Annotated in this window: 12 protein-coding genes, 2 rRNA genes and 1 riboswitch (1 of these 15 cut by a window edge); all 14 genes read left to right on the plus strand. The window is 39.8% G+C overall.

From position 1 onward, the window contains the following. Positions 1-1,803 (plus strand): 23S ribosomal RNA (locus HUW50_RS10945); it begins 1,128 nt to the left of the window's first position. 80 nt (positions 1,804-1,883) lie between these two features. After that, positions 1,884-1,999, plus strand: a 5S ribosomal RNA gene (gene rrf, locus HUW50_RS10950). A gap of 421 nt (positions 2,000-2,420) precedes the next feature. Continuing rightward, entirely contained in the window at positions 2,421-2,963 is a 543-nt protein-coding gene (locus HUW50_RS10955; RefSeq protein ID WP_066333798.1) for a DUF2179 domain-containing protein, read from the plus strand. After that, complete coding sequence (locus tag HUW50_RS10960) at positions 2,960-3,160, plus strand: NETI motif-containing protein (RefSeq protein WP_066333796.1); 201 nt, start codon at positions 2,960-2,962, stop codon at positions 3,158-3,160. Before HUW50_RS10955 ends, HUW50_RS10960 begins: the two co-directional genes overlap by 4 nt. A gap of 85 nt (positions 3,161-3,245) precedes the next feature. Then, positions 3,246-3,347, plus strand: a riboswitch (purine riboswitch). A 143-nt stretch (positions 3,348-3,490) separates the two neighbouring features. Further along, positions 3,491-3,979: a 5-(carboxyamino)imidazole ribonucleotide mutase gene (purE, locus tag HUW50_RS10965; RefSeq protein ID WP_066333794.1), complete on the plus strand. Its 489-nt coding sequence runs from the start codon at positions 3,491-3,493 to the stop codon at positions 3,977-3,979. Next, positions 3,966-5,096 carry a 5-(carboxyamino)imidazole ribonucleotide synthase gene (purK, locus tag HUW50_RS10970; RefSeq protein ID WP_066333786.1) on the plus strand — a complete coding sequence of 377 codons (1,131 nt, stop codon included), beginning with the start codon at positions 3,966-3,968 and terminating at the stop codon, positions 5,094-5,096. Before purE ends, purK begins: the two co-directional genes overlap by 14 nt. A 15-nt stretch (positions 5,097-5,111) precedes the next feature. Continuing rightward, the gene (gene purB, locus HUW50_RS10975; protein WP_066333783.1) at positions 5,112-6,404 is read left to right on the plus strand and encodes an adenylosuccinate lyase; all 1,293 of its coding nucleotides are present in this window, start codon (positions 5,112-5,114) and stop codon (positions 6,402-6,404) included. Positions 6,405-6,537: 133 nt separating this feature from the next. Further along, positions 6,538-7,257: a phosphoribosylaminoimidazolesuccinocarboxamide synthase gene (gene purC / locus HUW50_RS10980; protein ID WP_066333777.1), complete on the plus strand. Its 720-nt coding sequence runs from the start codon at positions 6,538-6,540 to the stop codon at positions 7,255-7,257. Continuing rightward, complete coding sequence (purS, locus tag HUW50_RS10985) at positions 7,257-7,511, plus strand: phosphoribosylformylglycinamidine synthase subunit PurS (protein WP_066333767.1); 255 nt, start codon at positions 7,257-7,259, stop codon at positions 7,509-7,511. Before purC ends, purS begins: the two co-directional genes overlap by 1 nt. Continuing rightward, the gene (purQ, locus tag HUW50_RS10990; protein WP_066333766.1) at positions 7,508-8,191 is read left to right on the plus strand and encodes a phosphoribosylformylglycinamidine synthase subunit PurQ; all 684 of its coding nucleotides are present in this window, start codon (positions 7,508-7,510) and stop codon (positions 8,189-8,191) included. The genes purS and purQ overlap by 4 nt, the downstream gene beginning before the upstream one ends. Beyond that, complete coding sequence (purL, locus tag HUW50_RS10995; RefSeq protein WP_066333763.1) at positions 8,175-10,403, plus strand: phosphoribosylformylglycinamidine synthase subunit PurL; 2,229 nt, start codon at positions 8,175-8,177, stop codon at positions 10,401-10,403. The genes purQ and purL overlap by 17 nt, the downstream gene beginning before the upstream one ends. Continuing rightward, a complete protein-coding gene (gene purF / locus HUW50_RS11000; RefSeq protein WP_066333759.1) occupies positions 10,379-11,791 on the plus strand; it encodes an amidophosphoribosyltransferase in 1,413 nt (470 codons plus the stop codon). Before purL ends, purF begins: the two co-directional genes overlap by 25 nt. Before the next feature lie 169 nt (positions 11,792-11,960). Further along, on the plus strand, positions 11,961-13,001 hold the full coding sequence (gene purM / locus HUW50_RS11005; protein WP_185653904.1) for a phosphoribosylformylglycinamidine cyclo-ligase: 1,041 nt from the start codon (positions 11,961-11,963) through the stop codon (positions 12,999-13,001). Next, positions 12,998-13,564 (plus strand): phosphoribosylglycinamide formyltransferase, encoded by a 567-nt coding sequence (gene purN, locus HUW50_RS11010; RefSeq protein ID WP_066333749.1) that lies wholly within the window; start codon positions 12,998-13,000, stop codon positions 13,562-13,564. The genes purM and purN overlap by 4 nt, the downstream gene beginning before the upstream one ends. Positions 13,565-13,574 lie beyond the last annotated feature (10 nt).

Below are 13,574 nucleotides of genomic sequence, written 5' to 3' on the forward strand. Positions count from 1 at the left end.
AAAGAGTGCGTAATAGCTCACTGGTCGAGTGACTCTGCGCCGAAAATGTACCGGGGCTAAACGTATCACCGAAGCTGTGGACTGTTCTTTTAGAACAGTGGTAGGAGAGCGTTCTAAGGGCTGTGAAGCTAGACCGTAAGGACTAGTGGAGCGCTTAGAAGTGAGAATGCCGGTATGAGTAGCGAAAGAGGGGTGAGAATCCCCTCCACCGAATGCCTAAGGTTTCCTGAGGAAGGCTCGTCCGCTCAGGGTAAGTCGGGACCTAAGCCGAGGCCGAAAGGCGTAGGCGATGGACAACAGGTTGAAATTCCTGTACCACCTCCTCACCATTTGAGCAATGGGGGGACGCAGAAGGATAGGGTAAGCGCGCTGTTGGATATGCGCGTCCAAGCAGTTAGGCTGACAACGAGGCAAATCCCGTTGTCACATAAGGCTGAGCTGTGATGGCGAGGGAACTATAGTACCGAAGTTCCTGATTCCACACTGCCAAGAAAAGCCTCTAGCGAGGTGAGAGGTGCCCGTACCGCAAACCGACACAGGTAGGCGAGGAGAGAATCCTAAGGTGAGCGAGAGAACTCTCGTTAAGGAACTCGGCAAAATGACCCCGTAACTTCGGGAGAAGGGGTGCTTTTTAGGGTGAATAGCCCGGAAAAGCCGCAGTGAATAGGCCCAGGCGACTGTTTAGCAAAAACACAGGTCTCTGCGAAGCCGCAAGGCGAAGTATAGGGGCTGACGCCTGCCCGGTGCTGGAAGGTTAAGGGGAGAGGTTAGCGTAAGCGAAGCTTTGAACCGAAGCCCCAGTAAACGGCGGCCGTAACTATAACGGTCCTAAGGTAGCGAAATTCCTTGTCGGGTAAGTTCCGACCCGCACGAAAGGCGTAACGATCTGGGCACTGTCTCAACGAGAGACTCGGTGAAATTATAGTACCTGTGAAGATGCAGGTTACCCGCGACAGGACGGAAAGACCCCGTGGAGCTTTACTGTAGCCTGATATTGAATTTTGGTACAGCTTGTACAGGATAGGTAGGAGCCTGAGAAGCCGGAGCGCTAGCTTCGGTGGAGGCGTCGGTGGGATACTACCCTGGCTGTATTGAAATTCTAACCCACAGCCCTTATCGGGCTGGGAGACAGTGTCAGGTGGGCAGTTTGACTGGGGCGGTCGCCTCCTAAAATGTAACGGAGGCGCCCAAAGGTTCCCTCAGAATGGTTGGAAATCATTCGTAGAGTGTAAAGGCACAAGGGAGCTTGACTGCGAGACCTACAAGTCGAGCAGGGACGAAAGTCGGGCTTAGTGATCCGGTGGTTCCGCATGGAAGGGCCATCGCTCAACGGATAAAAGCTACCCCGGGGATAACAGGCTTATCTCCCCCAAGAGTCCACATCGACGGGGAGGTTTGGCACCTCGATGTCGGCTCATCGCATCCTGGGGCTGTAGTCGGTCCCAAGGGTTGGGCTGTTCGCCCATTAAAGCGGTACGCGAGCTGGGTTCAGAACGTCGTGAGACAGTTCGGTCCCTATCCGTCGTGGGCGTAGGAAATTTGAGAGGAGCTGTCCTTAGTACGAGAGGACCGGGATGGACGCACCGCTGGTGTACCAGTTGTCTTGCCAAAGGCATAGCTGGGTAGCTATGTGCGGAAGGGATAAGTGCTGAAAGCATCTAAGCATGAAGCCCCCCTCAAGATGAGATTTCCCATAGCGTAAGCTAGTAAGATCCCTGAAAGATGATCAGGTTGATAGGTCTGAGGTGGAAGCGCGGTGACGTGTGGAGCTGACAGATACTAATCGATCGAGGACTTAACCTAATAAAAGCGTTAAATGAAGTGAATTGAATTGTGAATCGTTATCTAGTTTTGAAGGAATATCCTTTCAATTTCATAAATTATCTGGTAATGATGGCGAAGAGGCCACACCCGTTCCCATGCCGAACACGGAAGTTAAGCTCTTCAGCGCCGATGGTAGTTGGGGGTTTCCCCCTGTGAGAGTAGGACGTTGCCAGGTAAGAGAGAAAAAGATCAGTAGAGATACTGGTCTTTTTTTATTACGTTGAAAAAATTTAGAAAATATCCTCCTTTCTAATTAAGTTAAAGGTTTGATGTGTAAAGATAATCATTGGGTGGAAGATTATAAAGAACTGGGTTATTGGTTGTAAAGCCTTAAAAATATGATTAGGAACAGTGACATTTTTACAGGTCTTTATTTAATACCTTTTATAGAGTTTAATAAGTTTATGTGCATTTAGTTATTTTAAAATATCTTTTCTTCACTTTACATATCTGAATATTCAGTAATTATTAGGAAATCATATTAGTATTCTTAAGCATCGTAACTTTTTTCAAAAGATTAACTTTGACCCATTGTATCAGTGAAAATATTTTAGTAAAATATAGCCTACTTTATTGTTATCTGAGGAGGAGTTGTGTTGCTTCACAACAGCATTACTATGGTTATAATCATTTTGGTCATTAATATCGTTTATGTCTCATTTTTTACGATCAGAATGATTTTAACGTTAAAAGGTCAGCGTTATTTAGCTGCATTCATAAGTATGTTTGAGGTTGTTATTTATGTTGTTGGTCTTGGCTTGGTGCTTGATAACTTAAATGAGATTCAAAACTTAATTGCATATGCAGTAGGATATGGGATTGGTGTTATAGTAGGGATGAAAATAGAAGAGAAACTAGCTCTGGGTTATATTACGGTTAATGTTATTACAACAGAACATGATAAGGACTTGCCAAAGCAATTGCGGGAAAAAGGATATGGAGTTACAAATTGGATGGCAAATGGATTAGAAGGTGATCGTTTATCGATGCAAATTCTTACTCCACGAAAATATGAGCTTAAGCTTTATCAAACAATAAAAGAGCTAGATCCTAAGGCGTTTATTATTGCCTATGAACCAAAAACGATTCACGGTGGCTTCTGGGTGAAAGCTGTACGGAAAGGGAGAATTAAGGCATGACTACTAAGCCTAAAAAGCAAAAGTTTATTGTTGAAGATAACGAAACCATTGATGACTGTTTAGATAGAATGCGTCAAGAGGGCTATTTTCCAGTTAGAAGAATGGAGCAGCCTATCTTCAAGGAAGAGATTCGAGATAATATCGTTGAACATGTACCTTGTGGTAGGATGATCGTATTTGAAGGGAAATTGCTGTAAAAGACGAACATTAACATACTAATAAAATAAATCGTTCGATTTTACGTTGACATTGATAGTCTTCATTGTTAAGATAATACATGTAAATAAGCGATAACGATAACCTCATATAAAATTGGGAATATGGCCCAGAAGTTTCTACCCGTTGACCGTAAATCATCGGACTATGAGGGAAAGTGTACGTATATACGATTCGGATGAAAAATGATTAATCCGGGCTCGATATACTGTACTTTCTCTATAAAAGGAGAAAGTACAGGTATCGAGCCTTTTGTGTTTGTATAGAATAACCATTTGTATCAAAGTAAGTAATCTAAAGGTGGGGAAAAGATGAAGCCGCTTGTTGGGGTTATTATGGGAAGTACATCTGACTGGGAAACAATGAAGCATGCATGTGAGATATTAGATGAGCTAAACGTACCATATGAAAAGAAGGTAGTTTCTGCACATCGTACTCCTGATTACATGTTTGAATATGCGGAAAATGCTAGAAATAGAGGTTTAAAGGTAATTGTTGCTGGTGCAGGTGGTGCAGCACATCTACCGGGAATGGTTGCAGCGAAAACAACACTACCTGTTATTGGTATTCCAGTTCAATCAAAGGCATTAAATGGTCTTGATTCATTACTATCAATAGTCCAGATGCCAGGAGGAGTCCCAGTAGCAACAGTTGCTATTGGTAAAGCCGGGGCAACGAATGCTGGATTGCTTGCAGTTGAAATTCTTTCAACAGGAGATCAAAGTTTAGCTGACAAACTTGATACTAGAAGAGAAGAGCTTCGTATAAAGGTCCTAGAGAGCAGTGATGAACTTGAATAGTAAAAGAATCCTTCCAGGTCAGACTATAGGAATTATCGGTGGTGGACAGCTTGGGCGAATGATGGCGATCGCTGCAAGACAACTTGGCTATCGTATCGCAGTATTAGATCCAACAGAAAATTGCCCATGTGGCCAACTTGCTGATATAGAGATTACAGCAAGTTATGATGATTTGGATGCAATAAAAAAACTTGCTGAAATTAGTGATGTTATTACTTATGAATTTGAAAATATAGATTATACTGCTTTGACTTGGTTAGAGGAAAATGCATATTTGCCTCAGAAAAGTTCATTATTGCTGCTTACACAAGATCGTGAAACAGAAAAGGCAGCAATTGAAAAAGCAGGATGTGTAGTAGCTCCGTATCAGATCATTCACAATGAAGTAGAGCTAACAGATGCAATTAAGCTACTTCAATATCCTAGTGTCTTAAAAACGTGTAGAGGCGGTTACGATGGAAAGGGTCAGGTTGTACTTCGTACAGAACAAGATTTAGCTGAAGCAAAAAAACTTTTATTACTTGGAACATGCATTTTAGAGAAATGGGTTCCTTTTGATAAAGAAATTTCAGTTATCGTCACGAGATCTGTCAATGGAGAAACAAAGACATTCCCAGTAGCTGAAAATATCCATAAAGATAATATTTTATATCAAAGCATTGTACCTGCAAGAGTTACAGAAGAGATCATAACTAAAGCACAAAAGTTAGCAATAAAGCTTTCAAATAGCTTCGAACTTGTTGGAACACTTGCGGTAGAAATGTTTTTAACAATAGATGGAGACATTTTCATTAATGAATTAGCTCCACGCCCACATAATTCTGGTCATTATACAATTGACTTATGTGAAACAGATCAATTTGAACAACATATTCGAGCAGTGTGTAACCTTCCTTTAGGGCGTACTACATTACTTCAAAGTGGAATGATGATTAACCTTTTAGGGGAAGATTTAAGTATTATCAATGACCATATCTCGTTACTCGAAACTGCTAAGCTCCATCTTTACGGTAAGAAGGAACCAGTTGCTAAACGTAAGATGGGACATGTTACTCTTATAAGTGAATCAATAGAAAAAGACATAGAAAACATTAACCATATATGGGGCCAAAAATAGAACGGAGGCAAAAAGATGATTGAACGTTATACAAGAGAAGAAATGGGATCTATTTGGACGGAAGAAAACAAATTTAAAGCATGGCTAGAGGTTGAAATTCTTGCTTGTGAAGCTTGGGCTGAATTAGGTGTTATTCCTAAAGAGGACGTTGCTCTTCTTCGCAAAAACGCTTCATTTGATGTTAATCGTATCAATGAAATCGAACTAGAAACCAGACATGATGTAGTAGCATTCACTAGAGCTGTATCTGAGACGTTAGGTGAAGAGCGCAAGTGGGTTCATTATGGCTTAACTTCAACTGATGTAGTAGACACAGCGCTTTCTTACTTGCTTAAACAAGCAAATGATATTCTTTTAAAAGATATTGAGAACTTTATTCAAATTTTAAAAGATAAAGCACAAGAGCATAAATATACAGTTATGATGGGGCGTACACATGGTGTTCATGCTGAACCTACAACATTTGGCTTAAAGCTTGGTCTTTGGTACGAAGAAATGAAGCGTAACCTAGATCGCTTTAAACGTGCGGCATCAGGTGTTGAATTCGGCAAGATATCTGGAGCGGTTGGAACATACGCAAATATTGATCCATTTGTAGAAAAGTATGTGTGTGAGAAATTAGGAACACAACCTGCGCCAATCTCAACTCAAACGCTACAACGTGATCGTCACGCAGATTACATGGCAGCATTAGCTTTAGTAGCAACTTCAATTGAAAAATTCGCGATCGAAATCCGTGGATTACAAAAGAGTGAAACACGTGAAGTTGAAGAATCCTTTGCAAAGGGTCAAAAGGGATCTTCTGCAATGCCACATAAACGAAATCCAATCGGATCAGAAAACATGACAGGTCTTGCACGTGTGATTAGAGGCTATATGTTAACAGCTTATGAAAATGTGCCGTTATGGCATGAAAGAGATATTTCTCACTCATCTGCAGAACGTATTATCTTACCAGACGCAACAATTGCATTAAACTACATGTTAAATCGTTTCGGAAACATTGTGAAGAACTTAACTGTTTTCCCTGAAAATATGAAGCGTAATATGGACCGCACACAAGGCTTAATCTATTCTCAACGTGTATTACTAGCTTTAATTGATACAGGTATGACAAGAGAAGAGGCTTATGACCTTGTTCAACCTAAAGCAATGGAAGCTTGGGAGAAACAAGTACCATTCCGTGGGCTAGTTGAAGCTGAGGAAAAGATTACATCACGCCTTTCTGCTGAAAAGATTGAAGATTGCTTTGATTATAACTATCACTTAAAAGGTGTAGATGCAATTTTTGAACGTTTAGGTCTATAAAAACAATAAAAAATAGCAAGGGTCTACTAAAAAGCCCCTTGCTATAACTTTGATTACTTTACAGGGTTAGATTATCTTACAAATAATACGTACTAGCCTAAAAGTTCCCAATATTCTGTTTAGGAGGGCTACCATGATTACTGATAAACTTGAGTTACTTTACGAAGGTAAAGCCAAACGCATTTATAAAACGAATGAACCAAACATCTTACTAGTATCTTATAAAGATTCTGCAACAGCCTTTAACGGTGTGAAAAAGGAAGAGATTACTGGTAAGGGCCGCTTAAACAATGAGATTTCAACATTGATATTTGAAAAGCTTACAGCTAATAATATTGAAAATCATTTTGTGAAGCGCCTATCTGAGACAGAGCAACTTGTGAAAAAAGTGACAATTATCCCACTTGAAGTTGTTGTTAGGAATGTTGTTGCTGGAAGTCTTTCTAAACGACTTGGTATTGAAGAAGGAACAGAAATCAAAGAAACACTTGTTGAGTTCTACTATAAAGATGATGAATTAGGTGACCCACTAATTACTGAGGATCACATTGCACTATTAAACCTTGCAACGAAGGAGCAAGTTGAAACGTTAAAAACACTTGCTAAGCAAGTAAATGAAGTATTAAAGGCTCACTTTTTATCATGTGATGTACGATTAATTGATTTTAAACTAGAATTTGGAGTCACTGAAGAAGGAAACATCATTTTAGCTGATGAAGTTTCACCAGATACTTGTCGTTTATGGGATATTAAAACAAATGAAAAATTTGATAAAGATGTATTCCGTCGAGGTATAGGTAGCTTAACTGATGCATATGAAGAGATTTTAACTAGACTTGGAGGCCAATCATAATGTACAAAGTAAAAGTTTATATCACGTTAAGAGAAAGTGTATTAGATCCACAAGGAAGCGCAGTTAAGAGTGCATTACACAGTATGTCTTATAATGAGGTTCAAGATGTTCGTATCGGAAAATATATGGAACTAACAATTGAAAAGTCAGATCGTGACCTTGATGTAGCCGTTCGTGAAATGTGTGAAAAATTACTTGCTAATACAGTGATTGAAGACTTTAGCTATGAGGTACAGGAGGTTGTCACAAAGTGAAATTCGCTGTGATCGTTTTCCCAGGATCTAACTGTGATGTTGATATGTATCATGCTATTAAAGATGAGCTTGGTGAAGAAGTAGAGTATGTATGGCATGACGAAACAGATTTAAGTGGTTTTGATGGAATTTTATTACCAGGTGGTTTCTCTTATGGAGATTACTTACGTTCAGGTGCTATTGCTGGTTTTTCTAATGTTATGAAAGAAGTTGTAAAAGCAGCTGAAGCAGGTAAGCCTGTCCTTGGCGTATGTAATGGATTCCAGATTTTATTAGAAGTAGGATTACTTCCAGGAGCGATGAAAAGAAACGAGAACTTAAAGTTTATGTGTCGACCAGTAAATCTAAAGGTTGCCAATAATGAGACAGCTTTTACGTCTACATATAAACAAGATGAGATTATCTCCGTTCCGATTGCACATGGAGAAGGGAATTATTATTGTGATGAAGAAACACTTCAAACGCTTAAAGCAAACAATCAAATTGTGTTTACGTACGAAACGAATCCAAATGGGAGCTTAGTGGATATCGCTGGTATTACTAATGAACGTGGAAATGTTTTAGGAATGATGCCACATCCTGAACGTGCGGTTGACGAGTTACTAGGAAGTGCAGATGGATTAAAATTATTTCAATCAATTGTGAAAAACTGGAGGGAATCTCATGTCACTACTGCTTGAACCAACTAACCAGATGATAAAAGATGAAAAAGTCTACAGACAAATGGGTGTAAGTGATGATGAGTTTGCCCTTATTGAAAAGATAATCGGTCGTCTTCCAAATTACACTGAAATCGGAATTTTCTCAGTTATGTGGTCTGAACACTGCAGCTATAAAAATTCTAAGCCTATTTTGAAGAAATTCCCTATAACAGGAGAAAAAGTATTACAAGGTCCTGGTGAAGGAGCGGGGATTGTCGATATCGGTGACAATCAAGCGGTTGTGTTTAAAATTGAAAGTCATAACCACCCTTCAGCAATTGAGCCATACCAAGGTGCAGCAACTGGTGTGGGTGGTATCATTCGTGACGTATTCTCTATGGGAGCAAGACCAATTGCAATCTTAAACTCTTTACGCTTCGGTGAATTACAAACGCCACGTGTTAAATATTTGTTTGAAGAGGTTGTTGCTGGTATTGCTGGCTACGGTAACTGTATTGGGATTCCAACAGTAGGTGGGGAAATCCAATTTGACAGCTCATACGAAGGAAATCCGCTTGTTAATGCAATGTGTGTTGGGTTAATTAATCATGAAGATATTAAAAAAGGTCTGGCAAAAGGCGTTGGCAACACGGTTATGTATGTTGGAGCTAAAACTGGTCGTGATGGAATTCATGGTGCGACATTTGCATCTGAGGAATTGACTGAGGATTCTGGCGAAAATCGTCCAGCTGTTCAAGTTGGGGATCCATTCATGGAGAAACTATTACTAGAAGCTTGTCTTGAAGTCGTAAAAAATGATGCTCTAGTAGGTATTCAAGATATGGGTGCTGCCGGATTAACAAGCTCATCAGCTGAAATGGCTAGTAAAGCTGGATCTGGTATCGAAATGAATCTAGACCTTATCCCACAACGTGAAACAGGCATGACGCCATATGAAATGATGCTTTCTGAATCACAAGAAAGAATGCTACTTGTTATTGAAAAGGGAAGAGAGCAGGAGATCATTGACCTGTTTGAAAAATATGATTTAGAAGCTGTAACAGTAGGTAAAGTTACAGACGATAAAATGCTTCGTCTTTTCCATAAAGGAGAAGTAGTTTGTGAGCTTCCAGTTGATGCACTAGCTGAAGAAGCACCAGTTTATCATAAACCTTCAGCAGTACCTGCGTACTTTGAAGAGTTCCAACAAATGGACGTAGCGCCAATTCAAGTGGATAACTATAAAGAGACGCTTATTAATTTATTAAGCCAACCGACAATTGCAAGTAAAGAATGGGTATATGATCAATATGATTATATGGTACGTACAAATACAGTTGTAGCACCAGGCTCTGACGCTGCAGTTGTTCGTATTCGTGATACGAAAAAGGCATTAGCAATGACAACTGACTGTAATTCTCGTTACCTTTATTTAGATCCTGAAGTTGGCGGACAAATTGCAGTAGCTGAAGCTGCACGTAATATTGTTTGTTCAGGTGCAACACCATTAGCTATTACAGATAACTTAAACTTCGGTAATCCTGAAAAGCCTGAGATTTTCTGGCAAATTGAAAAAGCGGCAGACGGTATTAGTGAAGCATGTCGTGTGTTAGATACACCTGTAATTGGTGGAAATGTATCGTTATACAATGAAACGAACGGAACGGCAATCTATCCTACACCTGTTATTGGTATGGTTGGGTTAATTGAAGATACAGACTATATTACGACTCAAGATTTCAAAGCTGCTGGAGATCTTATTTACTTAATTGGGGAAACTAAGCCTGAATTCGGTGGAAGTGAGCTTCAAAAGCTAACTTACGGAAAAATCTTTGGTAAATCACCAGAGCTTGATTTAGAGAAGGAAAGAAATACATTAGGACAGCTTTCAAAAGCGATCCGTGCAAATACAGTAGCATCTGCTCATGATGTATCAGAAGGTGGAGTTGCTGTTGCCCTAGCAGAGCCTCTATTTGGTGGTAACGGGCTTGGAGCAACTGTAACACTTAATGGTGATGCAACAACTGCATTATTTAGTGAATCACAAACAAGATTTGTTGTTTCAGTGAAAAAGGAAAGTCAACAAGCGTTTGAACAACTGGTTAATGCGGTTTGTATTGGCGAAGTAACTGATACAGGAAAACTTATCATAAATAACGAAAACGATGAATCACTTGTCGATGCATCTGTTGAAGAATTGAAGGATGCATGGAAAGGAGCTATCCCATGCTTGCTGAAATCAAGGGATTAAATGAAGAGTGTGGCGTTTTTGGAATTTGGGGGCATAAAGAAGCGGCTCAAATTACGTACTATGGTTTACACAGTCTTCAGCACAGAGGTCAAGAAGGTGCAGGGATTGTTACAACTGATGGTGAGAAGCTAACAGGCATGAAGGGGTTAGGCCTAATTTCCGAGGTTTTCGGAAATGGTAAATTGAACCAGTTATCTGGTAAAGGGGCTATAGGACATGTTCGTTATGCGACTGCAGGTGGAGGCGGATATGAAAATGTCCAGCCTTTACTTTTTAAATCACATAGCGGAAGTTTAGCACTCGCACATAACGGAAACCTTGTTAATGCTAATCAGCTTAAACATCAGCTTGAGAGCCAAGGTAGTATTTTTCAAACAACTTCGGATACAGAGGTGCTTGCACATCTAATAAGAAGAAGCGGCTATAAGGATATGAAGGAAGCTGTCAAAAGTGCGTTATCAGTGATTAAGGGAGCATATGCTTTCTTAATTATGACTGAAACAGAAATGATGGTTGCGCTAGATCCTAATGGTTTGCGTCCTTTGTCAATCGGTGTAATGGGAGATGCTTATGTCGTTGCTTCAGAAACATGTGCCTTTGATGTTGTTGGAGCAAAATACGAAAGAGATGTTCAACCAGGAGAGCTGTTAATAATTAATGATGAAGGAATTCGCTCTGAGCGTTTCTCAATGAATATTAATCGTTCAATTTGTAGTATGGAGTATATTTATTTCTCTCGTCCAGATAGCAATATTGATGGAATTAATGTTCACACAGCTCGTAAAAACCTCGGTAAACGTTTAGCTGTCGAGTCTGAAATTGATGCTGATGTTGTAACGGGTGTACCGGATTCTAGTATTTCTGCTGCGATTGGATTTGCTGAGTTAACTGGTATCCCATATGAGCTAGGCCTGATTAAGAATCGTTATGTAGGACGTACTTTTATACAACCTTCACAAGAATTACGTGAGCAAGGTGTAAAAATGAAGTTATCGGCTGTACGTGGTGTTGTTGAGGGAAAACGAGTTGTTATGGTAGATGACTCTATTGTACGTGGAACAACTAGTAAACGAATTGTAACAATGCTTCGTGAAGCTGGTGCAAAAGAGGTTCATGTTCGAATCAGTTCACCGCCAATTGCGAATCCTTGTTTCTATGGAATTGATACTTCCACACACGAGGAACTGATTGCATCAAGCAATTCAGTAGAAGAAATTCGTCAAATGATTGGGGCAGACAGCTTAGCCTTTTTAAGTGTAGAAGGTTTACTTGAGGGCATTGGTCGCACATATGAAGGTGAAACCAAAGGGCAATGCCTAGCATGCTTCACAGGTCGTTACCCTACAGAAATATATCAAGATACTGTGCTTCCACATGAGAAGGCGTAAATAAGAAAAAGCAAAAGCACACGTTTAGCGTATGGGAGTTACAAGTTCACTTCTGCTTTAGTGCTAGAGCTGGATAATAAGCAAAACCAGATAGGAATCGACATTTCGATTCCTGTCTTACTTTAACATAAATTTATCATTTTAAGAGATTGCTGAGGAGGAATCAGACATGTCCGACGTTTATAAACAAGCCGGTGTGGATATCGAAGCAGGCTATGAAGCTGTTTCAAGAATGAAAAAGCATGTTGCCAAGACAATGCGTGCGGGAGTAATGGGTGGACTTGGTGGCTTTGGTGGAATGTTTGATTTAAGTGAATTAGATTATAAAAAGCCTGTTCTCGTTTCAGGTACGGATGGCGTAGGAACAAAATTAAAACTTGCATTTATGGCTGATAAGCATGATTCTATTGGGATTGACGCCGTAGCAATGTGTGTAAATGATATTTTAGCTCAAGGTGCTGAGCCATTATTTTTCTTGGATTATTTAGCATTAGGAAAGGCTGTTCCAGAAAAGATTGAGCAAATTGTAAAAGGAATCGCCGATGGTTGTGAAGAATCTGGTTGTGCATTAGTCGGTGGAGAGACTGCTGAAATGCCTGGATTATATGAAGAGGACGAATATGATGTAGCTGGTTTTTCAGTTGGAGTAGTTGAAAAAGATCAGATTGTAACTGGAGAAAATATTAAGCCAGGACACGTTTTAATAGGTCTTTCATCTAGTGGCTTACACAGCAACGGATTTTCATTAGTTCGTAAAATTCTTCTAGAGGATCAACAACTTGATTTAAAAACTGTATATGAACCATTTACTAAAGACTTAGGTGAAGTTTTATTAACACCAACAAGAATATATGTTAAACCGGTACTTGATGTTGTTAAAAAATCCCAAATAGACGGTATGGCACATATTACAGGTGGCGGATTTATTGAAAATATCCCACGGATGCTTCCTGAAGGAACAGGTGCTGAAATTGATTATGGTTCATGGCCATTCCCAGAAATTTTTGATTTCCTCAAAGAAAAAGGCGAGCTTAGCCGTGAAGATATGTTCAATGTCTTTAACATGGGAATTGGGTTTGTTTTAGCTGTTAAAGAAGAGCTATTACATGACGTCATTCAGCAGTTAGAAGGAAATGGTGAAAAGGCATATATCATTGGCCGAGTGACAAAAGGATCTGGCGTTTCGTTCGGTGGAGGCGCGCTTCGATGAAGAAAATAGCCGTTTTTGCATCAGGAAATGGCAGCAATTTTCAAGCGATACTTGATCAAATACAGCTCGGTGCAGTGAAAGCGGAAATTGGTCTTGTTGTTTGTGATAAACCTCAAGCAGGCGTAGTAGACCGTGCGAAATCAGCTGGTATACCAGTCTTTTGTTTTGTCCCAAAGGAATTTAAAACAAAAGATGAATTTGAAAGTGAAATTTTAGCTGCTTTACAAAAACATCAAATTGATTTTGTTATTCTAGCTGGTTATATGAGGTTAATTGGTTCTACATTGCTAGGTGCGTATACAAATAAAATCGTGAATATTCACCCTTCCTTATTGCCGGCTTTTCCAGGGAAAGATGCTATTGGCCAAGCTTTTCATGCAGGTGTTAAAGTAACCGGTGTTACAGTTCATTTTGTTGATGCTGGTATGGATACTGGACCAATTATTGCTCAGCAAGCAATTGAAATTACAAATGAAGATACTGCCCTAACAATCGCGGATAAAATTCATAAAGTTGAACATGCCTTGTATCCAAAGGTGATCGGGGAGTTAGTGTCAAAATAAAGCTAAGAGG

The sequence above is a fragment of the Metabacillus sp. KUDC1714 genome, from assembly GCF_014217835.1.
Classification (GTDB): domain Bacteria; phylum Bacillota; class Bacilli; order Bacillales; family Bacillaceae; genus Metabacillus; species Metabacillus rhizosphaerae.

Excerpts from the sequence above, each read along its gene's own strand:
- HUW50_RS10960 (WP_066333796.1), top strand. The coding sequence starts at position 2,960 with ATGACTACTAAGCCTAAAAAGCAAAAGTTTATTGTTGAAGATAACGAA.
- purE (WP_066333794.1), top strand. The coding sequence starts at position 3,491 with ATGAAGCCGCTTGTTGGGGTTATTATGGGAAGTACATCTGACTGGGAA.
- purK (WP_066333786.1), top strand. The coding sequence starts at position 3,966 with ATGAACTTGAATAGTAAAAGAATCCTTCCAGGTCAGACTATAGGAATT.
- purB (WP_066333783.1), top strand. The coding sequence starts at position 5,112 with ATGATTGAACGTTATACAAGAGAAGAAATGGGATCTATTTGGACGGAA.
- purC (WP_066333777.1), top strand. The coding sequence starts at position 6,538 with ATGATTACTGATAAACTTGAGTTACTTTACGAAGGTAAAGCCAAACGC.
- purS (WP_066333767.1), top strand. The coding sequence starts at position 7,257 with ATGTACAAAGTAAAAGTTTATATCACGTTAAGAGAAAGTGTATTAGAT.
- purL (WP_066333763.1), top strand. The coding sequence starts at position 8,175 with ATGTCACTACTGCTTGAACCAACTAACCAGATGATAAAAGATGAAAAA.
- purF (WP_066333759.1), top strand. The coding sequence starts at position 10,379 with ATGCTTGCTGAAATCAAGGGATTAAATGAAGAGTGTGGCGTTTTTGGA.
- purM (WP_185653904.1), top strand. The coding sequence starts at position 11,961 with ATGTCCGACGTTTATAAACAAGCCGGTGTGGATATCGAAGCAGGCTAT.
- purN (WP_066333749.1), top strand. The coding sequence starts at position 12,998 with ATGAAGAAAATAGCCGTTTTTGCATCAGGAAATGGCAGCAATTTTCAA.